General features: G+C 59.3%; 23 protein-coding genes and 1 tRNA gene. 16 read left to right on the top strand and 8 right to left on the bottom strand.

Annotated elements, in window-relative coordinates:
- Positions 1-270: 270 nt before the first annotated feature.
- On the bottom strand, positions 271-933 hold the full coding sequence (locus tag C7477_RS17540; protein WP_425373594.1) for a GntR family transcriptional regulator: 663 nt from the start codon (positions 931-933) through the stop codon (positions 271-273).
- A 131-nt stretch (positions 934-1,064) separates the two neighbouring features.
- Between C7477_RS17540 and C7477_RS17545 the strand changes: the two genes are divergently transcribed.
- The 4 genes from C7477_RS17545 to C7477_RS17560 all read left to right on the top strand — a co-directional run bounded on the left by C7477_RS17545 (position 1,065) and on the right by C7477_RS17560 (position 5,041).
- Positions 1,065-1,676 carry a TRAP transporter small permease gene (locus C7477_RS17545; RefSeq protein ID WP_210206160.1) on the top strand — a complete coding sequence of 204 codons (612 nt, stop codon included), beginning with the start codon at positions 1,065-1,067 and terminating at the stop codon, positions 1,674-1,676.
- On the top strand, positions 1,676-2,941 hold the full coding sequence (locus C7477_RS17550; protein ID WP_110754532.1) for a TRAP transporter large permease: 1,266 nt from the start codon (positions 1,676-1,678) through the stop codon (positions 2,939-2,941). Before C7477_RS17545 ends, C7477_RS17550 begins: the two co-directional genes overlap by 1 nt.
- Positions 2,942-2,960: 19 nt before the next feature.
- On the top strand, positions 2,961-3,950 hold the full coding sequence (locus C7477_RS17555; RefSeq protein ID WP_110754534.1) for a TRAP transporter substrate-binding protein: 990 nt from the start codon (positions 2,961-2,963) through the stop codon (positions 3,948-3,950).
- Positions 3,951-4,027: 77 nt separating this feature from the next.
- Positions 4,028-5,041 (top strand): Ldh family oxidoreductase, encoded by a 1,014-nt coding sequence (locus C7477_RS17560; RefSeq protein ID WP_110754536.1) that lies wholly within the window; start codon positions 4,028-4,030, stop codon positions 5,039-5,041.
- A gap of 164 nt (positions 5,042-5,205) precedes the next feature.
- On the opposite strand, the gene C7477_RS17565 is transcribed toward C7477_RS17560, so the two are convergent.
- Both C7477_RS17565 and C7477_RS17570 read right to left on the bottom strand, forming a co-directional pair.
- The gene (locus C7477_RS17565; RefSeq protein ID WP_110754538.1) at positions 5,206-6,168 is read right to left on the bottom strand and encodes a dihydrodipicolinate synthase family protein; all 963 of its coding nucleotides are present in this window, start codon (positions 6,166-6,168) and stop codon (positions 5,206-5,208) included.
- A 118-nt stretch (positions 6,169-6,286) separates the two neighbouring features.
- Positions 6,287-6,985, bottom strand: coding sequence for a GntR family transcriptional regulator (locus C7477_RS17570; RefSeq protein WP_110754540.1), 699 nt, complete (start codon positions 6,983-6,985; stop codon positions 6,287-6,289).
- A gap of 424 nt (positions 6,986-7,409) precedes the next feature.
- Here C7477_RS17570 and C7477_RS17575 point away from each other — a divergent pair, with 424 nt between their 5' ends.
- From C7477_RS17575 to C7477_RS17585, 3 genes are all read left to right on the top strand, one after another.
- Positions 7,410-7,832 carry a hypothetical protein gene (locus C7477_RS17575; RefSeq protein ID WP_110754542.1) on the top strand — a complete coding sequence of 141 codons (423 nt, stop codon included), beginning with the start codon at positions 7,410-7,412 and terminating at the stop codon, positions 7,830-7,832.
- Positions 7,829-9,751, top strand: coding sequence for a pyrroloquinoline quinone-dependent dehydrogenase (locus tag C7477_RS17580; RefSeq protein WP_110754544.1), 1,923 nt, complete (start codon positions 7,829-7,831; stop codon positions 9,749-9,751). Before C7477_RS17575 ends, C7477_RS17580 begins: the two co-directional genes overlap by 4 nt.
- 239 nt (positions 9,752-9,990) lie before the next feature.
- Positions 9,991-10,776, top strand: a complete 786-nt coding sequence (locus C7477_RS17585; RefSeq protein WP_110754546.1) for a DNA helicase — start codon at positions 9,991-9,993, stop codon at positions 10,774-10,776.
- A 176-nt stretch (positions 10,777-10,952) separates the two neighbouring features.
- On the opposite strand, the gene ampC is transcribed toward C7477_RS17585, so the two are convergent.
- The 5 genes from ampC to C7477_RS17610 form a co-directional block, all read right to left on the bottom strand.
- Positions 10,953-12,119, bottom strand: a complete 1,167-nt coding sequence (gene ampC, locus C7477_RS17590) for a class C beta-lactamase (RefSeq protein WP_110754548.1) — start codon at positions 12,117-12,119, stop codon at positions 10,953-10,955.
- Between the two features lie 91 nt (positions 12,120-12,210).
- On the bottom strand, positions 12,211-13,347 hold the full coding sequence (locus C7477_RS17595) for a M24 family metallopeptidase (RefSeq protein WP_110754551.1): 1,137 nt from the start codon (positions 13,345-13,347) through the stop codon (positions 12,211-12,213).
- Positions 13,348-13,461: 114 nt separating this feature from the next.
- A complete protein-coding gene (locus tag C7477_RS17600) occupies positions 13,462-13,674 on the bottom strand; it encodes a hypothetical protein (protein ID WP_110754553.1) in 213 nt (70 codons plus the stop codon).
- A 202-nt stretch (positions 13,675-13,876) separates the two neighbouring features.
- Positions 13,877-14,146, bottom strand: coding sequence for a hypothetical protein (locus C7477_RS17605; RefSeq protein WP_146226119.1), 270 nt, complete (start codon positions 14,144-14,146; stop codon positions 13,877-13,879).
- Positions 14,147-14,187: 41 nt separating this feature from the next.
- Positions 14,188-14,262, bottom strand: a tRNA-Thr gene (locus C7477_RS17610).
- Positions 14,263-14,414: 152 nt separating this feature from the next.
- On the opposite strand from C7477_RS17610, the gene C7477_RS17615 reads away from it, so the two are divergent.
- The 9 genes from C7477_RS17615 to scpB all read left to right on the top strand — a co-directional run bounded on the left by C7477_RS17615 (position 14,415) and on the right by scpB (position 21,236).
- The gene (locus C7477_RS17615; RefSeq protein ID WP_110754556.1) at positions 14,415-14,627 is read left to right on the top strand and encodes a hypothetical protein; all 213 of its coding nucleotides are present in this window, start codon (positions 14,415-14,417) and stop codon (positions 14,625-14,627) included.
- Positions 14,628-14,801: 174 nt separating this feature from the next.
- The gene (murA, locus tag C7477_RS17620) at positions 14,802-16,091 is read left to right on the top strand and encodes a UDP-N-acetylglucosamine 1-carboxyvinyltransferase (RefSeq protein ID WP_110754558.1); all 1,290 of its coding nucleotides are present in this window, start codon (positions 14,802-14,804) and stop codon (positions 16,089-16,091) included.
- 164 nt (positions 16,092-16,255) lie between these two features.
- Complete coding sequence (locus C7477_RS17625) at positions 16,256-16,696, top strand: DUF2948 family protein (RefSeq protein WP_110754560.1); 441 nt, start codon at positions 16,256-16,258, stop codon at positions 16,694-16,696.
- A 34-nt stretch (positions 16,697-16,730) separates the two neighbouring features.
- Positions 16,731-18,023: a histidinol dehydrogenase gene (hisD, locus tag C7477_RS17630; RefSeq protein WP_110754572.1), complete on the top strand. Its 1,293-nt coding sequence runs from the start codon at positions 16,731-16,733 to the stop codon at positions 18,021-18,023.
- Positions 18,024-18,030: 7 nt separating this feature from the next.
- A complete protein-coding gene (locus C7477_RS17635; protein WP_110754562.1) occupies positions 18,031-18,516 on the top strand; it encodes a UPF0262 family protein in 486 nt (161 codons plus the stop codon).
- A 65-nt stretch (positions 18,517-18,581) separates the two neighbouring features.
- Positions 18,582-19,007, top strand: a complete 426-nt coding sequence (locus C7477_RS17640; RefSeq protein WP_110754564.1) for an arsenate-mycothiol transferase ArsC — start codon at positions 18,582-18,584, stop codon at positions 19,005-19,007.
- 144 nt (positions 19,008-19,151) lie between these two features.
- The gene (locus tag C7477_RS17645; protein WP_110754565.1) at positions 19,152-19,505 is read left to right on the top strand and encodes a hypothetical protein; all 354 of its coding nucleotides are present in this window, start codon (positions 19,152-19,154) and stop codon (positions 19,503-19,505) included.
- 94 nt (positions 19,506-19,599) lie between these two features.
- Positions 19,600-20,577 carry a DUF1403 family protein gene (locus tag C7477_RS17650; protein WP_110754567.1) on the top strand — a complete coding sequence of 326 codons (978 nt, stop codon included), beginning with the start codon at positions 19,600-19,602 and terminating at the stop codon, positions 20,575-20,577.
- 2 nt (positions 20,578-20,579) lie between these two features.
- Positions 20,580-21,236, top strand: a complete 657-nt coding sequence (scpB, locus tag C7477_RS17655; RefSeq protein ID WP_245411890.1) for an SMC-Scp complex subunit ScpB — start codon at positions 20,580-20,582, stop codon at positions 21,234-21,236.
- The last annotated feature ends 185 nt before the right edge of the window (positions 21,237-21,421 follow it).

Genomic DNA, 21,421 nt, shown 5'->3' on the forward strand with positions numbered 1-21,421 from the left:
TCGTCGTGGCGCTGCCGTGTAGAATTTGTCCCATAGCGAATCTCTCCAAGCTTGCGAAAAGAATGCACCATCAAAGTCTGGGATCAAACACCTAAACATCTAGTGCTTGCGGCAAACGCCCCAAATATTTTCACACTAGAACAGCTGCCGAGCTATGTCTGAACTGGTTGCGGGAGCTAGTTTTAAATCCCCACAGTCAGTAGGTGTCGGCCTCGGTCAAAATCTGCCCGAGAATGACGGCAGACCATTGGGCCGGACAGCCGGTGCCGCTCAAGGGATGTTCAGCACGTTCAGCAAATCATCCCGAACCGCCGCAACGTGTTCGGCGAGGAACCGCGCGGCGCGGTCGAAGCGGCCTGAGCGGCAGAGGTGAATGAGTTCGGCATGCTCTTCCATCGCGCGCTGCATAGCCGCCGGATTGGAAAGTTGGATGCGGGTATAGCGGTCGCTCGTCTGGAGCAGCGACGCGACGATCTGCTGTGTACGCGGCATATCCGCGTGGGTGTAAAGCGCCTGATGCAGTTCCGCATTCAGCCGTCCATAATGATCGACGGCATTTGCAGCTATGGCCCGGATATAATCCGCGTGCCGTTCTTCCAGCCGGTCGAAATCCTCGTTTGTCAGTTTGGGAGCCGAACTCGCGAGCAGGCGCGGCTCGAGCAGGATGCGCAGTTCGAAGACATCGTCGATCTCGGTGCGCGAAAGTTCTGATACCACGACGCCCTTCTGTGGCAATATCTTCACCAGCCCTTCCGCCTCGAGCTGGAAAAGCGCCTCTCGGATCGGGATTCGGCTGACGCCGAAGGCCTCGGCCAGTGCTTCCTGGCGCAATTGTGTTCCCGCCGCGTAACGGCCGGACAATATCCCCTGCCGGATCTCATCAAGCAGGGCGCCGGAAAGGGTGCGGTGTTTGAGTGACGGTCTGATCTGCATCGATGAAAGCCTTAAAGCGATACCTGGGAGGGAAGGGCTTCACATATAAGCTTATGCGACTAAAACTCCCTTGACATCAAAAATGTATAAAATCTAAATTATAAAAAACAAGGGGAACGCGGATGCCATCAATGTCACCTCCATCCGGACCGCGGCCATTCGCGCCTGTCCGCCTTATCGTTTTCCTCTCCGAAGCCATGCTCGCATGTGAGAAAGCCGTGGTCGGCGGCCTTATGATGCTGATCCTCGCCCTCATCCTGCTCAATGTGGGGACGCGTTATGCAGGCATACCGCTTTACTGGGTTGATGAAGCGGCCGTATATGCGATGGTATGGCTCGCCTTTATCGGCGCTTCGGCGTTGACGCGGTTGCGGCTCGATTTCTCGGTCACGCTCCTCTCCGACAAGCTTTCGGAGAAAAATGCGCGCCGGATGAAGGCCTTCGCCAGTCTCTTTGGCGCGGTGTTCGCCTTTGCGCTTGCTGTCATGTGCTGGCGGTGGATGGACCCGATCGGCATTGCCGCTGCTGGTTTTGACGCCAAGGCCTATGCGGGGCAGACCTTCAACTTTCTCTATACGGAACAGACGCAGACGTTGCGCTGGCCAACTTGGGCGATCAGCATGGTCATCCCGATCTTTGCCGCCACGATGCTGCTGCATACGCTGGCGAATTTTTTTGAAGATCTCGGCTTCTCGCCGCCTCGCGCGCATCCCGGTTTCTCAAACACGGAGGGCGTGAACTGATGGTTACGACTGGCGCTTTTCTGTTTTTGATGCTGGTTGGCGTCCCTATCGGCCTTTGCCTCATGCTCGCCAGCATGGTCTACATCTTCGATAGCGGAAACATGCTGCTTTTCGAGAGCCTGCCGACGCAATTGTTCGGCGGCGTCGACAATTACGGGCTGATCTCCATTCCGCTCTTCGTGCTCATCGGCGAGGTGATGAATGGCGGCGGCATCACCCGCCGTATCATCGACATGACCATGGCCTTCATCGGCTCCCTGCGCGGCGGGCTCGCCTATGTGAACCTTTTCGCGAATATGTTCGTCGCGTCGATCCTTGGATCCGCCACCGCGCAGGTCGCCATCATGGCGCAGATGATGGTGCCGGAGATGGAGAAGAAGGGGTACGACAAGACCTTCGCCGCGGGTCTCACCGCTTATGCCGGCATGTTGGGGCCCATCATCCCGCCCTCGATCATGTTCGTGGTCTACAGCGTGCTGGCGCAGGTGCCGGTGGCGGATATGCTCATGGCCGGACTGGTGCCGGGGATATTGCTGACGGTGCTGTTCTGCATCGTGATTGCACTGATGGGCTTCGTCTACAACTACCCGAAGGGCGACAAGCTGACGATCCGGACGCGGGCCAAGATCGTCCTCAACGCATTGCCGACGCTGCTCGTGCCGATCATCATCGTCGGCTCGATTCTCACCGGCCTTGCCAACCCGACCGAAGCGGCTGCCGTCGGCGTGGTGGCGGCGTTTCTTGTCGGGCGCTACTGGATCGGTGAGCTTTCCTACAAACAGCTCCCCGCGATGCTCTTGAAGGCGGGCATCTATTCCGCCGTCGTCCTCTTCCTCGTCGCGGCGGCGGCAGTGTTCTCCTGGGTCCTCGTTTACGGGATGGTGCCGCAGAAAGTGGCGGCCTGGGTGCAGACGGTCGCCTCGGACCCGGTCACCTTCATGCTTCTCGTCAACGTCATCCTGCTGGTCATCGGCACGGTGATCGACGGTGCGCCGGGACTGATCATGACGGTGCCGATCCTGCTGCCGATTGCGACAGAGGTCTATGGCATCGATCCCGTCCATTTCGGCGTCGTGGTCGTCATCAATCTGGTGCTCGGCTTCCTCTCGCCCCCGGTGGGCCTGTGCTTCTTCGTCGCCTCCGCAGTGACAGGCGCGAAACCGGGCAAGATGTTCATCGTCACGCTGCCGTTCTTCTTCGTCGCGTGCCTGCTGCTCATCCTGCTTTCGATCTTCCCTCAGCTTTCCACCTTCTTTGCCAGCTAAACTCCAGAGGAACAAACTCATGAAAATAACACGCAGAAACCTTATCCGCACCGCTTCCGCGAGCGCTGCCCTTCTTGCCATGCCGTCGATCGTGCGGGCGCAGGAAAAGCGGACCTTCCGCCTCGGCATCACCACGCCGCCCGGCCATCCCTGGAACAATGCGGCGTTGAAAGTCGGCGAGATGCTGAAGGCCGAAACCAATGGCCGCCTCGATCTCGTGGCCTTCCCCGCCAACCAGCTTGGCACCGAGGCGGCGATGATGCAGCAGATGCAGGCCGGTTCGCTCGATCTCGGTTGGATCATGACGGCGGAACTTGGCTCCCGCATTCCCTCCATCGCCGCCATCAACGCGCCATGGGTAGTGGATTCCACCGCCAAGGTGGCCAAGCTCGTTCGCGATCCTGTCGCCATGAGCCTGCTCGACGTGCTGCCCGCTGAGACCGGCACCATCGGACTTGCCTGGGGCATCACCACCATGCGCGTCGTCTTCACGGCGAAGGCAATCGACGGGCTCGATGATCTCGATGGCATGAAGCTGCGCATCAATACGACGCCGGCTTACAAGGACTTCTATCAACTCCTCGGCGCCGCGCCGACGCCGATCCCGACCCCCGCCGTGTTCGACGCTATGTCCAACGGGCAGGTGGACGGGCTTGAAGCCGATCTCGACTTCTCCTGGAACCAGCGGTTCGACAAGGTGTCGAAGACGATGCTGAGGATGAACGCCATCTTCATGCCCTGCGTGGCGCTGGCGTCCGGGCGCGTATGGAAGGGACTGCCCGAAGCCGACCGCGAACTCATTACACGGCTGACGAAGATGGCGCTCGATGAACAGATCGACGCCACCGTTGCCAACGAGCCGAAGCGGCTGGAGGAATTCGGCAAGGTGATCACGATCAAGGATGTCGAAGTGGCCGACACGGGCAAGATCATCGCCGAATATGACAAGATCTGGCTGCCGAAGGCGCCGGTTCTCGCGGATCTGAGGAAGGTTGGCGCGACGCTCTGATATTCTGATATTGCTACGGAAGCCGCTCCGGGATTTCCTGGGGCGGCTCTGATTCTTCTTGAATGAAAGGCGCAGCCATGACCGAAACCACCTTCTTTCCCATCGCAGAACTGTTCGAACTGGTGAAGGAAATTTTCGTTTCGGCGGGCTGTAGCGACGGGCAGGCCGCTGCGATATCGAGGGTGATCGTCGCCGGCGAACGCGACGGCTGCAAATCCCATGGCATCTACCGGATCGAAGGGTGCCTGCGCACGATCCGGGCGGGGAAGGTGGTGCCCGACGCGGTTCCCACGCTTGGGGTAGACGACAGCGCCATCGTGCGCGTCGATGCCAAGGGCGGATTTTCCAATGCCGCCTTCGAGCTGGGCTTGCCCGCGCTGGCGGCACGTACCCGCGCGCTGGGGTTGGCGGCGATGGTCATCAACAATTGCACACATTTCTCCGCGCTCTGGCCTGAGGTCGAAGCAATTGCCGAGGAGGGGCTGGCGGGGCTCGCCATGTGCCCGAGCTATGCCACCGTAGCCCCGGCGGGCGGTCGCACACCACTGCTTGGCACCAACCCCATGGCTTTCGGCTGGCCGCGCGAGAACAATCATCCTTACGTGTTCGACTTCGCGACCAGCGTGGCGGCGCGCGGGGAAATCGAGTTGCACCGGCGCGCGGGCAAGGCCTTGCCGGAAGGCTGGGCGCTCGATGCCAATGGAGAGCCGACGACCAGCCCTGAACAGGCGCTCGCCGGCGCGATGCTTCCTTTCGGCGGCCACAAGGGCTCGGCCATCTCGACAATGATCGAACTTCTGGCCGGCGCGATGATTGGCGATGCGATGAGCCAGGAAGCGCTCGACGTTCTCGGCACCACCAGCCTGGCGCCCAATCACGGCGAGCTGATCCTAGCCTTCGACCCCCAAAAATTCTCTGGCGGGCGCAAAGGCAACCCGCTTGCCCATGCGGAAATCCTGTTCGAGGGGATCATGGGACACGGCGCCCGCCTGCCATCGCAACGGCGCTTCGCTGCGCGCGCGAAATCGATCGCGGATGGTATCGAGCTTTCAGCGGCGGAAATGGCGCAGTTGCGGGAGTTGCGCCAATAAGATCGCTCCCTCCTTCCCCCTTGCGGGGAAGGTGCCCGCGTTAGCGGGCGGATGGGGGTGGTGACGTTTGCGCTTTTACTGACGGCCGTGGTGTAAACGTCACCACCCCCACCCGACCCTTCGGGCCACCCTCCCCGCAAGGGGGAGGGAAAGCGCGTGCTACGTCACGCCGCGAGCTTATACTCCGCCTGGAGCGACTTGCTCCATCCGGCGTACCACGCATCGAACAGTCCGAGCTGCTGCTCGACATAGCCGCTCTGGCTGTCACTCAATTCGTCCGTCTCGTTGAAATGCAGGGTGTATTCCCTGTCGCCCTTCAGCACCATCATGTACTTGAAATAGAGGACGAGATCCGGCCCCTCGTCGAAGGACGAAAGAACGCCAAGCGCGGCTTCGAGCTCGAGCGCCAGGCGGCGCGCTTCGAAATCGCCTTTCGCGGCAGCTTTGGACAGGGCGCAAAGGTGCAGCACTTCCTTCGGCAGCACATTGCCGATGCCGGTGATGGCGCCCGTTGCGCCGCAATTGACGAAGCCGTGTAAAACCGCTGTATCGACGCCGATCATCAGCGTAACCTCGTCATCGCGGCTGGTGATGTTTTCAGCAGCGTAGCGCATATCCGCCGGGCCGCCGAATTCCTTGAAGCCGACGAGGTTCGGATGCTCAGCGCGCAGCGCAAAGAACAGGTCGGCGCGGGTGGCGAAGCCGTAATAGGGGCTGTTGTAGATCACCGCCGGCAATTCCGGAGCCGCCGAGAGGATTGCCTTGAAATGGGCCTTCTGCGCCGCAATCACCGAGCCGCGCGACAGGACGCGGGGGATAACCATCAAACCTTTGGCGCCAACCTTCTGCGCATGCGCCGCATGGGCGACCGCCTGCTTTGTGTTGACTGCGCCGGTGCCGACGATCACCGGAATGCTGGCCTTTGCCAGCCGCTCCACACCCTCCATGCGCTCAGCGTCGGTGAGGAGCGGCCAATCGCCCATCGACCCGCAATAGACCACGGCGGACATTCCGGCGGCGGTCAACTCCTTCGCCTTCTTCACCAGCGCGTCATAATCAGGCGTGCGGTCCTCTTTGCAGGGCGTCATCAGTGCGGGAATGCAGCCGGAGAAAATTTGAGAAGTCATGGAAATCTCCCATTTCGTTACATGATGGCGGGGAGGGGCTCTATTTCTCCGCCAATATTTCTCCACTTTACATCATGTATAATTATTGTCGACAAGATTGTTGGCGGTGTCGGCGTTTTTAATCCAGCGGGACGGTACGCATCACGCCGCGCGAGATCATACTCTGGATCTGGCTGACGATCTGGTCGGCATGGGCGAGCGCCAGGCGATCGCAGGCATTGATATCCCGCGCCTCGATGGCCGCAATCATCTGCTCATGCTCCGCGACATAGCGTTTCGGAAGCTGGTCGTTGAAGGAGGAATAATAAAGCCGCAGGATTCGCTGGTCTTCATCGAGAAGGCGGCAGAAGAGGCCGGTGAAGTATGGATTACGCCCCGCTTCCGCGATTGCCGCGTGGAACTCCCGGTTGGTGGCGATCATCGCCAGCGCGTCCTGGTTCTCAACCGCGCGGGCAAAATCCTCCTGCCGCGCCCGGATGAGTTCGAGATCGGCCGGCGTGTGATATTCGCCCGCAAGCCGTGTTGTCACCCGGTACATCAGGGTCAGCGCGTCGAAGAAGGTGTGAAGGTTGAAGAAATCGATATTGGCGACGACGGTCGACCGGTTGGGGAGAGGCGTCACCAGACCTTCGCCGGCGAGGCGGACCAAAGCCTCACGAATAGGGGTGCGCGACATTTCCAGCCGCTCGGCCAGCTGGTTCTCATCGATCGGGCTGCCGGGGGCAAGGACGAGATCGAGAATCTCCTCCCGCAAAATCTCATAGACATATTGGGCACCGGAACCGCGTTTCCGTTCCCTCGCAGGCTTTTGCATCATGGTATTGTCTCGCATCCGATTGATGCATCTTAGCATCTGTTCGCGGGTGGGGATACGAGCCATCAGGTGGTGCATTGCCGATTACCGCTGCGAATCGTCCCCCGCGAATATCGTGCATGCGTTCACGGTTCCCAGCCTGAATCAAAGCATGTGACCGGTGATAAATATGTCACGCGCAGTATAAGTCATTTCAGTATGTTGCAAGGCCGGGTGTATTTCAAATACAACTCAAAGCACAATGGTTGTTCTAATAGTATTGACATGCGTATTTCTTCGTGGTCTCCCTTTACCATTCAATAATGATGAAGATGATGGATATCATCCGAACGCAGCGCAGCGTTCAGAACCGAAGAGAAACGATGCTAGGCGGTACATTTCTCAACCTTCAAGACATTTCTCAGTCCAACATATGGAGTGACGACACATGAGCCGGGCAAGTAGCGCTACCGGCCTCATCGCCCTTGGGGGGGCGGCGGGCCTGATCATATCTCTTATCGCTTATACCTCCCGATCCAGCGGAATCGACGGTGCCGGAGGCACGCTCCTGGTCATCTTCTCCTGTGCTGCGATCTTGCTGGCAGCGCTGGCGCTCACCCTATGGGACACGCGCCGAAACTGGTGGACGGGAACGCTGATTTTCCTGCTGCTGCTCGGAATTCTGGGCACGGCGTTCGCCGGATATATGCTGGAGAGCCAATGGCTGGTGCTTGCAATGGCGCTCTCGATGATCGGCTGGCTCTGGGCAACCGGCATACGACGCGACAGTTCGCCTCATAACCCTCGTCCTCGTGCCGCGCGTGTCACGCATGCCACACGCACTCCGGCGAAAAGAAAGGCATCCCGATGAAGCGCGCCATATCTTTTTACTTTAGCCTTGCGCTGACCGCCGCCGTGGGCCTGGCATCGGCCATGGCGCAGGACAACACCTGGCCGAGCTATAATGGCGACCTGAAGGCGCAGAAATATTCCCCGGCGGACCAGATTACACCCCAGAATGTCGGCAGGCTCCAGAAGGCATGGGAGGTTCATACCGGCGATGTTTCGGACGGCAGCGGTGTCATTCCCATGTCGGTCTGGTCAGGGACGCCTCTTTTCATCAACGACACCGTCTATGTCGGTACGCCCTTCTATAATATCCTCGCCATCGAGCCGGATACGGGCAAAGTGAAGTGGCGGTACAACGCCCATGCGCTTCTAAAGGCTCTTACCCAGCCGGACATGAAGAACCGCGGCATCGCTTATTGGGCCGCGGCAAATCCGGTCGCGGGGCAGCCATGCCAGAAGCGTATCTATATCGGGACGATGGACGCGAAGCTTCATTCAGTCGATGCCGATACGGGCAATCTATGCGCGGATTTCGGCGACAAGGGCATTCTCGATATCAACAAATACAATACCGTGAACAATAAATGGCCGCTTTCCCTCTTCCAGGCGCCGACGGTCTACAAGGATAAGCTCTTCCTCGGCTGGAGCGGCAAGGACTGGTCGGATGCCGTCGATCCTCCGGGCTGGGTATGGGCTCTCGATGCAAGGACAGGCAAGACCGAATGGACGTTCAATCCCATCCCGAAGGAGATGTGGGGAAAAACCGGCACCTCCAATGTCTGGGCCAGCATGTCCTTCGATCCGGATATGAACATCCTCTATCTGCCGGTCTCGTCGCCCAGCCCGAATTTCTATGGCGGAGACCGTCTGGACCCGATCCCGCTTGCGACCTCGGTAACCGCGCTCGATGGGGACAGCGGGAAGGTCATCTGGAGCCGGCAGCTCGTCCATCACGATCTCTGGGATATGGATACCAATTCGGCGCCCACGCTGGTCGACATCGAGAAGGACGGAAAAAAGATCCCAGCGCTCGTTCAGACTTCCAAGCAGGGCTTCCTCTATGTCCTCAACCGCTACACGGGCGAACCGATCTATCCGATAGAGGAGCGTCCGGTCCCGGCCTCCGACGTGCCGGGCGAAAAGGCGTCTCCCACGCAGCCTTATGTGGCGCGCCCCGAGCCGGTGGTGGCGGACAGATGGCCCGGCGTGTACTGGCTCGCCGACGCGCTGAGCCTGGGCTATTGCAGCCGGAAGGCTAAGGAATTGCGCGACGAGGGCCGTTTCACCCCTCCGAGCTTGAAGGGCACGATTGCCTATCCCTCGACCATTAGCGGCGTGGAATGGGGCGGTGGCGCGGTGGATCCGGAGAGCCAGACCTTCATCACCAACAGTTCTGTGGTGGTGATGATAGAACAGCTCATCCCCCGCGATGAGTACAACAAGGTTACGAGTGTCCCTGGATCGGAGGCGTCGGGCGGTTATTTCCCCCAGAAGGGTGCTCCTTACGGCCTGCAGATCAACACTTTCACCAACCCTATCGGAATGCCCTGCTGGAAGCCGCCCTATGGTCAGATTTCCGCCTATGATCTGAAGACCGGTGATCTCCTGTGGCGCAAGCCCATGGGCGCGGTGCAGCAATGGGGCTTCTACATGCCCGACTCCTGGGGATCCGTTACCCTCGGGGGACCGGTCATCACCAAGGGCGGCGTGGCGTTCATCGGCGCCTCGATGGATCACAAGGTACGGGCCTTCGACGTCAAGACTGGCGATGTCCTGTGGAAGGCTATGGTTGACGCTCCCGCTGTCTCCATACCCGCCGTCTACACCTACAAAGGCAAGCAATATGTGGTCTTCGCGGTCGGCGGCAATTCCATCCTGACGCCACGGGTGAGCGATCAGGTGGTTGCCTTCGCCTTGCCGGATGGGACGACCGGGCAGTAATTGTAATCCTGATCCGTCAATCCAGCGCGCATTCTCCGGGAGGGGAATGCGCGCTGATTATTATGAGATGAAGAAAACTGAAAGCTGCGCTATGGTTTGATTCTGGCGCGGCCCACGCCTCCTCCCTCCATTCGGGAAAGCACTGTTCATGCGGGGCTATCAGAACATCGAACCGACTGTTCGAGCGACCCGGCATAAGGAGGGATTGCGGATATCTGCTCGCAATAGGAGGTTTATCGATGAAACTATCCGCGCCCATTTATCATTTGAAGCGCAAAGCCAAGCAGCTATCCCGGCAATCAAGCATTCCATTGCATGAGGCTCTCAATCGCATTGCGCTTGAGGAAGGCTACAGCGGCTGGAGTTTGCTTGTGGCGCAAGCGTCTGCGGTCACGCCCGCCATCAAGCTGTTTCCCCTGATGACCACCGGCGATCTGGTTCTCGTGGGTGCGCGACCGGGGCATGGAAAGACGCTGATGAGCCTCGAACTTGCGGTGGAAGCCATGAAACGGGGCAATCCGGCCATGTTCTTCACGCTGGAATATACGGGGCAGGATATCTTGGATCGGCTGCGGGCGCTGGGCGTGGATCGGGCGCAATTCGACGGGCTGTTCCGATATGATTGTTCCGATGCCATAAATGCCAACTACATCATGGAAGCGTTGGCATCGGCGCCGCGGGGAACCGTGGTGGTAATCGATTATCTGCAATTGCTCGATCAGAGACGCGAGAACCCATCATTGGCGGTTCAGGTTGGCGCGCTCAGATCATTCGCGCGCAAGCGCGGGCTGATCGTCGTCTTTGTCTCGCAGATCGATCGATCATACGATCCGCTGAAGAAGCCCTGTCCCGGCGCGGACGACATCCGATTGCCCAATCCGCTGGATTTGAAACTTTTCGACAAGATGTGTTTCCTGAACGATGGGGTCGTTCAGTTCTATAGCAGTTCATATTTTTACGGAATCACCAAGCGCCCCCGTGGTTCGAGGCTCATTCCGCTTCGCTCCATTCACACCTCACCATGAGGGCTACTGCAGCGTTGCAACCCTTCACCCTCATGGTGAGGTGCGAGCGTAGCGAGCCTCGAACCACGGGGGTGAAGGGCGCACAGTTGTTTCCGTGTAAATATGAAATGCTCCAGGCGGTTGGCTGACAAACTTGGGTCGCGGGTTGATCTTCCCGCGACCCGGATTGCTTCAGCTCAATTCTGCCCCTCAAGCGCCTGCAATATCCGGTAGCCGGCTTTCACCCGCTCGGCATTGGGATAAGCCTTGTTCGCCAGGATGACGACGCCGATGTCCTTCGCCGGCACAAAGGCGGCATAGGCGCCGAAGCCGTTGGTGGAGCCTGTCTTGTTGATGAAAAGCTCTTTTCGCGCCGGCTGGGGCGGGGTGAGCTTCTCCGCCTTGTTGGCCTTGCGCGCCATGTCGGTGGAATTGCCGTCGAGCAGTTGGTCGAGCGTGACGGGGTAGGGGTAGAGCTCCCATCCGAGGCCCTGCGTCATCGGGCCGATCCGGTAATAGCCGGTGTGGGTGGAGGCAATGGCCTTTTGCATGACGGGGTCGAGTTTCGACGGATCGATATTGTCATCGACGAATTTGATGAAATCCGCCGCCGTTGTTTTCACGCCGTACATTTCTGAAGCCATAAAGCCGGGGTTCACTCGAATAGGCTTGTTGGCTTTCGAATAACCATAGGCGTAGTCGCCCATGCGGGCTTCGGGAACTTTGGCATAAGTGCCGGTCAGCCCCAGCATGGGCAGGAGCTTCTTTTCCATCAGCGTGTCGTAAGGCGCATCCATGCTACGGGCGGCGAGATAGCCGAAGAGGCCGATGCTGGGGTTCGAATATTGCCGGTGCGTACCGGTGGGATAGGCTGGCTGCCAGTTGCGGTAATAGGCGAGCATCTTCTCCCGCGTTGTCACGCCGTCGGGAAACTGCAAAGGCAGTCCGCCCGCCGTATAGGTGCCGAGATCGAGAAGGGGGATGGTGTCGAAGCTCGACCCGGCAAGCGCCGGCCAATATTTGCTTGCCTTGTCCGCGAGCGAGAGCTTTCCCTGCGCCTCGGCGTAAGCGCCAAGCGTCCCGGTAAAGGTCTTGCTGATCGAACCGATTTCGAAAATCGTGTTCTCGCTCACCTTTTGTCCGCTCTCCTTCGAGGCGACGCCATAGTTGAAGAAATAATGCTTGCCGCCGGCGGTGACCGCCACGGCCATTCCCGGAACGCCGTTCTTTTCCATCACCGGCCGGATCGCTTCGTCCACGGTGCGTTTCAACGCCGCCTCGCTTTCGGCGGCTTGGGCGGATGCGCCAAGCGAGAGGCAGGCGAGGGTGAAAAATCCAAGACCCGATGGCGTAACTTTTCTCATGGATGGTTCCTGTTGCGAGGGGCCGCGTGGGCTGTCTATTCGACAAAGCATCATGTTCGCACGAATTATGGGAAAAGTTTGGTGGAGCGCTTCAGGCAAAAGGCTCTGCTGGCCCCTTTGCCGGCTTGGTGAACCATTCCGGGCCTGACGCGGTCATATGGATATGGTCTTCGAGGCGAACGCCGAACTGATTGGGAATGACGATCATCGGCTCGTTGGAGAAGCACATGCCTTCGCCAAGCGGTGTCGCATTGCCGCGCACGATATAGGGCTCTTCGTGGATTTCGAGGCCAAGGCCATGGCCGGCGCGGTGCGCCAGACCGGGCAGTTTGTAATCGGGGCCGAAGCCATGGCGGATGAGAACAGCACGCGCGGCATTATCAAGGTTTTCACAGGGCGCGCCGAGTTTGGCCGCATCGAATACGGCTTGCTGCGCTTCGCGCTCGATCGCCCAGATGCGGGCGAATTCGGGCGAGGGTTCGTCGAGCATATAGGTGCGGGTGATGTCAGAGTGATAGCCGTCGATGCGGCAGCCGGTATCGACCAGAACGACATCGCCTGATTTGTAAACCTGATCACCATCCGCGCCGTGAGGCAGCGATGTTGCCTCGCCGAAGGAGACGATGCAGAAGGTGGAACCTCCTTCCGCCCCGCGCGCGCGATGTTCTTCATCGATGAACCGCACGACTTCGGATGCCCGTATGCCCGGCTTCAGCATCGCATGCGCGCGCTTGTGCACTTCCAGCGTCAGTTCCATCGCATATTTGATGATCGCGATTTCCGCTGGTGATTTGCAAAGGCGCTGGCGACGGATGATCGGGCCGCCATCGACAAGCCGCTCAGGCCCGAACACGCCGGCCAGCGCATGATAGACGAACAGTGCCACGGAATCGTCCACCGCCAGCCGCTGGTTTGGACCCAGAAGCGATGCCACGAGCGCGGTGCTGTCTTCATCTTCCTGCCAGACGCATATCTCGCCCGGCAGATGCGGCAGCGTTTCGACGCGGCTTTGCTCGAAACCGGGGACGATGTAGTAGAGACCCGTCGGCGTGACGAGCGCACCCAGCAAGCGTTCGCTTGGATGCCAGACGAGGCCGGTGAAATAGCGCAGGCTTTCCGTGGAGCCGAGCAGCAGCCCGCCGATGCCGGCGGCTTCGATCGCTGCTCGCAGACGGTCAAGCCTGTCTAGCCGTTCCATGTCCGTGATCCGGGGCGGGGTCAGAGTCATCTCGTTCTCCTGCGGGCGGTCTGCCGCAGGCGGGATAGAGAATTACAGGCAATTTGTCGATATGGAAAAGGGCCGGCCGGGCGGGCGACAAAAGACGACAATCTTTACTTATGGCTAGCTAGGCTGCTTTTTCGCCAGGTTCTTCATGAGGTTTTTGAGATTATGGTCGATGACGGCAATCGCCACAGCCATGCTCTCCAAAGTATGAAGCGCTTCTTCTTCCAGGCGGAATGAATCAGGTTGTTTTGCCAGTGCTGCCTTTTTTATGGCGATAGAAGTATTGGATGGACGCCCGCGCCTGCGTTTAAGCCTATCTTCTCCAGACATTGCTTCCCCCATGCAAATCAAAGATAATTTTAAGTAAAACATATTTAAAATAGTTTACAAGAAGTAAACGTCAGGTGACGAATATTTTGATATTAACTATTGTTATAGATTTCAGCGGCTGATTCTAGGGGCGAAGGCGTTTATCAAATGTTGACCAATTCGTCATGCTTATTGAACAGAACGGAAGATACGGCCTGACCTTTTACCAGCACTGCTGCTTGCCTATCGGCCCCATACAGGCAGGCGGCTTTCCCACCTCGTCGACGCGTTTCTGATATTCAGACTTTACGCAATTATCAAAATCGGGAGAATTTCGTTTGACTCCCTTAATTTCACATTGGTTGGCATCTTTTTCCCGAATCTCCGCATGGGTCATGCCAACCTCGGCCCACCGACGTGGTCCAAGATGCTCTTTGACGCCGCATGCCGTCAGAGTCATTGCAACAGCCAGCGTGGCAAATGACGTTTTCATAGTTCTCCAGAGGAAAGAAAGGGGAGGCTAATATAGAAAACTGGTGCTGCGAGAGAGGATTGAACTCTCGACCTCTCCATTACCAATGGAGTGCTCTACCACTGAGCTACCGCAGCATCGAAACAGCGAATGCGGCGGCTTTTGCCACAACATGCGAGAAACCGCAAGCAAGCAATCGGGATTCTTTTCAGCGAACGGGCAAGTTCTCCACAGGCGGCGTCACGCCCGCTTTTCCTCGGGGCAAACCTATAGTAATAGCTTGGGGATCATGAAGGAGAGTTCCGAACAATCCGATCCTGATTCCGGGGGTCACAAGGCAGGGGGCCGCAAGCAAAGGCTTTCCGAGCAATTGCGGGCGAATCTTGCACGCCGCAAGGCGCAGGCGCGCGCGCGCCGCGCCGGCGATGCGGATGACAGGAATGAGGGTATCGAGGTTGTTTCGGATTCCGTCAATAAACCGTCAAGGACCGACATGGCATAATACATGCCCATCGAATGCGATGTGTGTGTAAGACGGCGTTCGGTCTTCCCTGAAGCCGCGCGTCTTCGCGGTCCGGTTCCGGTACCCGAAAAGCCTGATGAGCTTTCCGGCAACGCCGGTATGCGGAAAACAACCTGGAAAACCGGGCTTTTGACCCCGGGAAAGTGGATAGATATGGATCGCATCAAAATCGTCGGCGGCAACAAGCTCAACGGTATCATTCCGATTTCCGGCGCCAAGAATGCGGCACTTCCGCTAATGATAGCGTCGCTTCTGACCGACGATACGCTGACGCTCGAAAATGTCCCGCATCTGGCCGATGTCGAGCAATTGATCCGCATCCTCGGCAATCACGGCGTTGATTATTCCGTCAACGGGCGGCGCGAGCGGCAGGACGGCGCTTATTCGCGTACGATCCATTTCACCGCGCGCAACATCGTCGATACCACCGCGCCCTATGATCTCGTCTCGAAAATGCGGGCGAGCTTCTGGGTGATCGGTCCGCTTCTGGCGCGCATGGGCACGGCCAATGTTTCGCTGCCGGGCGGCTGCGCCATCGGCACACGTCCGATCGACCTTTTCCTTGAAAGCCTTGCCGCGCTGGGCGCCGAAATCGATATCGAGAACGGCTATGTCAAGGCGACGGCGAAGAAGGGGCTTGTCGGCGCGCACTATACCTTCCCCAAGATCTCCGTCGGCGCGACCCATGTGATGATGATGGCGGCGACGCTTGCCAAGGGCGAGACGGTTATTTCCAATGCGGCGCGTGAGCCGGAAGTCGTCAACCTCGCCGATTGCCTGAACGCCATGGGCGCCAATGTTGCCGGCGCCGGCACAAGCACGATCCGTATTGAAGGCGTTGACAGGCTTTCGGGCGCGCGGGTTCGTGTCATTCCAGATCGTATCGAGACCGGCACTTATGCGATGGCGGTGGCGATGGCTGGCGGCGATGTGCTGCTCGAAGGCGCGCAGGCGAGCCTGCTTTCCTCCGCGCTGGAGACGCTTGGCCAGGCCGGCGCCGAAATCACCGAGACCAATACCGGCATCCGCGTGGTGCGCAATGGTCATGGAATTCATCCGGTCGATGTCTTCACCGATCCTTTCCCCGGCTTCCCGACCGATTTGCAGGCGCAGTTCATGGGGCTGATGACCAAGGCCAAGGGTACGTCGCGCATTACCGAGACGATCTTCGAAAACCGCTTCATGCATGTGCAGGAACTGGCGCGCCTCGGCGCCAGGATTTCGCTTTCCGGCCAGGTGGCGACCGTGGAAGGGGTGGAACGCCTTCAGGGCGCTCCCGTCATGGCAACGGATTTACGCGCCTCGGTGTCGCTGGTGATCGCCGGGCTTGCGGCGGAAGGGGAGACGACGGTCAACCGCGTCTATCATCTCGATCGCGGTTTCGAGCGGCTGGAAGAGAAGCTATCGGGCTGCGGCGCTATTGTCGAACGCGTCAGCGGATAACATCTTATCGCACTGACTGGTTGCGCTTGGCCTGCGGACATCCTAGAGCATAGACACATGATCCTGCCCGGAAGCCTGCAACTTTCGGGGATCATGCTCGTCCTAGAGGATAGGCGCATGGCCCGTTGTTTGCAGGCCCCACTGTTTTGCTTGGAATGAAGCCGATGGAAATGCTCAAGCTTGTTGCGCTCGATGACGAGGATTTGCGGATTATCTCGGCTCACCTCCAGGATGCCGTGCTGAAGGTGGGCGATCTCGATTATTTGCGCCAGGAAAAGCGCTTCATCGCGGTTACCAATCGCTTTGTCTGGGAGCGCGCCGCTTCCGGCGTTTTCGGAAAGCGCACGTTTGAGCGCCGGCGCACGGTGCTGCATTTCGACCGGGTCATCTCCGTCAAGGCGAACGGCATCGATCACGGCCGCAAGGATGACGTCCTGTCGCTTCTGGCGGTTCGCTTCATCGCGGGCGACGCGCCCGCCGGTATCGTGGAATTCACCTTTTCGGGTGGGTCAGCCATTCGCCTCACCGCCGAATGCATCGAGGCGAGGCTTACCGATTTGGGGCCCGCATGGGAGGCGCGCGCCAAACCGGAGCATGACGCGTGAAAGATTGAACGCGCAAGATTTAAGGATTTGCGACGTGGCACAGACGCTTAGACAAAGTGATCCCGATTTCGAAGCGAAGTTCGCCGCCTTTCTCGCGGGCAAGCGGGAGGCTTCGGAAGATGTCGACCGGGCGGTACGCGAGATCATCGATGGTGTGCGCAAGAATGGCGATAAGGCGCTGATCGACTATTCCCGGCGTTTCGACCGGATCGATCTGGAAAAGACCGGCATCGCCGTCACCGAGGCCGAGATCGATGCCGCCGTCGCGGCAGCGCCGCAAGAGACGGTTCAAGCGCTGGAACTGGCGCGTGACCGCATCCGCGCGCATCATGAGCGGCAGATGCCTGTGGATGACCGCTATACCGATCCGCTCGGCGTCGAACTCGGTTCGCGCTGGACAGCCGTCGAATCCGTCGGCCTCTACGTTCCGGGCGGCACCGCCAGCTATCCAAGCTCGGTGCTGATGAACGCGGTTCCGGCCAAGGTCGCGGGCGTGGAGCGCATCGTCATGGTCGTTCCATCACCTGACGGTGTGCTCAATCCGCTGGTGCTGGTGGCGGCGCGCCTGGCGGGCGTTTCCGAGATTTACCGGGTTGGCGGCGCGCAGGCGGTTGCCGCGCTGGCCTTCGGTACGCAGACGATCGCGTCAGTCGTCAAGATCGTCGGCCCGGGCAATGCCTATGTCGCGGCGGCGAAGCGGCTGGTCTTCGGCACGGTTGGCATCGACATGATCGCCGGACCGTCGGAAGTGCTTGTGGTCGCCGACAGGGACAACGATCCCGACTGGATCGCCGCCGATCTTCTGGCGCAGGCGGAACATGACACCGCCGCGCAGTCGATCCTGATGACCGATGACGAAGATTTCGCGCGGTCCGTCGAGGAAGCGGTCGAACGCCAGTTGCGGACGCTGCCGCGCGCCGCGACGGCCGCGGCAAGCTGGCGGGATTTCGGCGCGGTGATCCTGGTGAAGGATTTCGAGACTGCCCTGCCGCTCATCAACCGCATCGCCGCCGAACATCTGGAGCTCGCCATTGCAGATCCGGAGGCACTGCTGCCGAAAATCCGCAATGCGGGTGCAATCTTCCTCGGCAAATATACGCCTGAGGTCATCGGCGATTATGTCGGCGGATCGAACCATGTGCTGCCGACCGCGCGTTCGGCGCGCTTCTCTTCCGGCCTGTCGGTGCTCGATTACATCAAACGCACCTCGATCCTCAAGCTTGGGCCGGATCAGTTGCGCGCTCTCGGGCCTGCGGCCATCGCGCTTGCGCGGGCCGAAGGGTTGGATGCCCATGGCCGTTCGGTCGCCATAAGGTTGAATTTATAGGGTAGAAATGGCATCCGGCGGCGGCAAGAAGAACAGGCTGATCGACGTCGAACTGGACGAATCCATCGGACGTTCTACCCCGGATGTCGAGCATGAGCGCGCCGTCGCCATCTTCGATCTGGTCGAAGAAAACAGCTTCTATCCCATTGGTGATGAGACGGGCGGCCCCTACCAGTTGAAGCTCTCGCTCGTCGAATCGCGGCTGATTTTCGCTATTCAACGTGAAACCGGCGAGGAAGTCGCTACCCACATTCTCTCGCTCGCACCGTTCCGGCGCGTGGTGAAGGATTATTTCCTGATTTGCGAAAGCTATTACGAGGCGATCCGTTCCGCTACGCCAAGCCGGATCGAAGCGATCGACATGGGGCGGCGGGCGCTTCACAATGAGGGGTCGCAGACCCTGAAGGAGCGGCTTGGCGGCAAAATCGAAGTGGACTTCGATACGGCGCGCCGCCTCTTCACATTGGTCTGCGTATTGCATTGGCGAGGTTGAGCGCTTTGGTGGAAGAGGGGGACAAAACAAACGATCGAAACACAGGCATCGCGCCGCACAGCCGGATGCCTTCCTCCGTTCTGTTCGTATGCGGCATGAACGCCATCCGTTCGCCCATGGCCGAGTGCCTCGCTCGCGATATGCTCGGGTCCAAGGTCTATCTGGCATCGGCAGGTGTGAAGCGCGGCGAGCGCGATCCTTTCGTTGCGGCGGTTCTGGCGGAGGAGGGGCTTTCGCTCGATGCGCGCCAGCCCAGGGAACTGGAAGAACTTGGCGACGGCTATTTCGATCTGGTGGTGACGCTCACGCCGCTCGCCCATCACGCGGTGCTGGAACGGATGCGGGGTTTTTCCGTCGATGTGGAATATTGGCCGATGCCCGACCCGACTTTGGTGCAGGGAACGCGTGAACAGATCCTGGATGCTTACCGGGATGTGCGCGAGCAACTCAAGCGCCGCATCGCCGAGCGCTTCGGCGCCAAGAATAGATGAAATATTAAATCGCTAGAAAAGAGTTTTTCTACCGTTGAACTTGTGAATCAAGTAATTTTCTGCTTGCGGCAACTTATGCGGGCGACGCATACTTTCAGGCGTAAGGTATTGTAAATTGTTTTGGCAGCGTAGGGGAAAGCCGCCATGCCCGCTTATCAAGTCAGGATCGCCTATCTCACCAGCTATCGCCGTACGCGGCATTATTTTCATCGCTTGATCATGGCAGGCGATCAGGCACTGGCGCTTGCAGAAGGGCGGGCGCTATTGGCAAGACGTTCCCCCAATGCGCAGATCGTCCATGAAAGCGCTTCGATCCGGCCGGACAGCAATGACGTGGAAACAGTCATGACATCAGGGTGGATGCTCAAGGATGGATGGTGGACCAGGCCGCTAAGAGCAGGGGACAACCCCGCAATTATCGCAAGGTATGGTCATGCCGACAGCAAACATGTCAACGCGAGGACACCAGCCGACTGTCTCGCCATCGATAGCGCTTGAATTATCGTCGATTTCACAGTCTTGCTTGCCGATAAATAGTGGTTATCCCGCAAGCCCCATGGAGGTGGCGGTCGTTTCGTTCTAAATTGCCGTCATGAACCGCCCGGTCGCGCCAACTTTTCCCACCGCTGTCTCGTTTACCGCTCCCTGGGCGAGGGGGAGCATTTTGCCTGATATGGAGGAGGCGGAAGCTGCCTTTCTTGCCGGCGCCGCGCTTCAGTCACTGGATGGTCCGATTCGGGATGGCCGGGAGTGGACCGGGATGTGGCGCGCCCGTATGGCGCTGAAGGCGGCGGCGGTTTCCGCGTCAATTCTTGGCCAGCCGGAAGAGGAGGGGAGTTTGCGCGATGCCGTCTGTCTCACCCGCCCGGGCGGCGATCCCGGCCCCGCAGGCAGGATTCTGCTTGCCTGGCGGAAGCTTGGCCGGCATTCAGGCTTGCTTGACAAGGAAACGCTCGTCGTGGCTGCGGAACGCTTCGGATTAAAGCCGGATTGTGATTTCGCGGAGGTTGCAACACATACCGAGCGGCTCGCGCAGGGTGGCAGCCTTGGTCCTTTTGCTGCCATTGAAGCTGCCGAACATATCGCCGGCGCCATCTCTACCGTGACAGCGCCCGCCGAACTTCTGGGCTTTTGGCTCGCCGATCTGGTATTAGCCCGCCGCCTCAAATGGCCGCGGCCCGTGCCGCTTCTGATAACCCAGGTGCAAAAACCTTTCTTTCGCGTGGGGCCGGGCGGCCGCCGCCTACGGATTGGTGAGGCAGGATGGCGCAGGGCCTGCCTTATCGCTTATGGGCAGGCGGCGCTGGAGGCATGTGATGCCGCCGCTGATGCGAGCCGCCGGGCAGAACGATTGAAGATGGTGGCGCCGAAATTACGCGCTAAAGGGTCCGCGCATATCGTTGAAGCACTGCTTGAGGATGATGCGCTGCTGCCTTCGGCCTGCACCGGTGCGCTTCCGGGGCAAACTATGACCGATCGCGCGGTGCGCCGGCTTTTTGAGCGGCTGGTTTCGCTGGGCGCAGCCCGGGAATTGACCGGGCGATCAACTTTTCGGCTCTATGGGCTTTGAGCGTGTCGGAGAAACGAAAGCAGCCGGCTAAGCCGCTCGATCGCGAATTGCCGGATTTGCCCGAGGCTGCTCGCCGGCGCGAATGGATGAACCGGGTCGAGGCGGTGATCTTCGCGGCGAGTGAACCCGTCGGCGTGGAGGTTCTTGCCCATCTGGTAGGGCGCGATTGCAATATCGAACGCCTGATCGAGGATATCCGCGAGGAGTTGCAGACGCGCCCATATGACCTTGTCCGCGTCGCGGGCGGCTTCCAGCATCGCACACGACCTGCCTATTCAGGCGCCATCCGCGCGGTAGCCGGCGGCGAGGACAAAACGGTGGGCCTGTCTCAGACGCAGGCGCTGGTGCTGATGACGATTGCCTATTCCCAGCCGGTAACGCGCGCCGAACTCTCTGATATCACCGGCCGCGAGGTGAGCCGCGACCTGATCGCGCAGTTGAGCCACGCAGGCTTCATCACATCCGGCCCGCGCAGCCCGAAGCCTGGCGCGCCCTATACCTACATCACCACGAACACCTTCCTTTCACATTTCGGCTTCGCAACGCTGCGTGACCTGCCCGATATCGAAAAGCTGGAGGACGCCGGCCTGTTCGACCGCGACAAGCCACTGGCGGATATTCCGGGAATTGTGCAGGCGGACTTAAGTGAGGATGAGTAAAACGATATTCGAAAATCTCCAAAGCGAAACCATTGAAGTTATTGGCAAGTCGCGCTTGGAGATAGAATGTATCCGACTACACCCCATGATTGTGGCGGCGATGTAGAAATGTCCGGTGTTGCGCAAAGTTGAAACGTCACTTTGATCTGCCATACGGCGCGACGGCCAGCCCCGATCTGACCGGC

Origin of the sequence: Paramesorhizobium leguminum (genome assembly GCF_003217235.1) — a bacterium.
Taxonomy (GTDB): Bacteria; Pseudomonadota; Alphaproteobacteria; order Rhizobiales; family Rhizobiaceae; genus Paramesorhizobium; species Paramesorhizobium leguminum.

Bases quoted from the DNA above. Each gene is read 5' to 3' on its own strand.
- C7477_RS17635 (WP_110754562.1), top strand. From the start codon at position 18,031: ATGGCATCCGGCGGCGGCAAGAAGAACAGGCTGATCGACGTCGAACTG.
- C7477_RS17555 (WP_110754534.1), top strand. From the start codon at position 2,961: ATGAAAATAACACGCAGAAACCTTATCCGCACCGCTTCCGCGAGCGCT.
- C7477_RS17605 (WP_146226119.1), bottom strand. From the start codon at position 14,146: ATGAAAACGTCATTTGCCACGCTGGCTGTTGCAATGACTCTGACGGCA.
- C7477_RS17650 (WP_110754567.1), top strand. From the start codon at position 19,600: ATGAACCGCCCGGTCGCGCCAACTTTTCCCACCGCTGTCTCGTTTACC.
- ampC (WP_110754548.1), bottom strand. From the start codon at position 12,119: ATGAGAAAAGTTACGCCATCGGGTCTTGGATTTTTCACCCTCGCCTGC.
- C7477_RS17560 (WP_110754536.1), top strand. From the start codon at position 4,028: ATGACCGAAACCACCTTCTTTCCCATCGCAGAACTGTTCGAACTGGTG.
- C7477_RS17545 (WP_210206160.1), top strand. From the start codon at position 1,065: ATGTCACCTCCATCCGGACCGCGGCCATTCGCGCCTGTCCGCCTTATC.
- C7477_RS17575 (WP_110754542.1), top strand. From the start codon at position 7,410: ATGAGCCGGGCAAGTAGCGCTACCGGCCTCATCGCCCTTGGGGGGGCG.
- C7477_RS17600 (WP_110754553.1), bottom strand. From the start codon at position 13,674: ATGTCTGGAGAAGATAGGCTTAAACGCAGGCGCGGGCGTCCATCCAAT.
- C7477_RS17540 (WP_425373594.1), bottom strand. From the start codon at position 933: ATGCAGATCAGACCGTCACTCAAACACCGCACCCTTTCCGGCGCCCTG.
- murA (WP_110754558.1), top strand. From the start codon at position 14,802: ATGGATCGCATCAAAATCGTCGGCGGCAACAAGCTCAACGGTATCATT.
- C7477_RS17595 (WP_110754551.1), bottom strand. From the start codon at position 13,347: ATGACTCTGACCCCGCCCCGGATCACGGACATGGAACGGCTAGACAGG.
- C7477_RS17565 (WP_110754538.1), bottom strand. From the start codon at position 6,168: ATGACTTCTCAAATTTTCTCCGGCTGCATTCCCGCACTGATGACGCCC.
- C7477_RS17585 (WP_110754546.1), top strand. From the start codon at position 9,991: ATGAAACTATCCGCGCCCATTTATCATTTGAAGCGCAAAGCCAAGCAG.
- C7477_RS17580 (WP_110754544.1), top strand. From the start codon at position 7,829: ATGAAGCGCGCCATATCTTTTTACTTTAGCCTTGCGCTGACCGCCGCC.
- C7477_RS17640 (WP_110754564.1), top strand. From the start codon at position 18,582: ATGCCTTCCTCCGTTCTGTTCGTATGCGGCATGAACGCCATCCGTTCG.
- C7477_RS17615 (WP_110754556.1), top strand. From the start codon at position 14,415: ATGAAGGAGAGTTCCGAACAATCCGATCCTGATTCCGGGGGTCACAAG.
- C7477_RS17645 (WP_110754565.1), top strand. From the start codon at position 19,152: ATGCCCGCTTATCAAGTCAGGATCGCCTATCTCACCAGCTATCGCCGT.
- C7477_RS17625 (WP_110754560.1), top strand. From the start codon at position 16,256: ATGGAAATGCTCAAGCTTGTTGCGCTCGATGACGAGGATTTGCGGATT.
- C7477_RS17570 (WP_110754540.1), bottom strand. From the start codon at position 6,985: ATGATGCAAAAGCCTGCGAGGGAACGGAAACGCGGTTCCGGTGCCCAA.
- C7477_RS17550 (WP_110754532.1), top strand. From the start codon at position 1,676: ATGGTTACGACTGGCGCTTTTCTGTTTTTGATGCTGGTTGGCGTCCCT.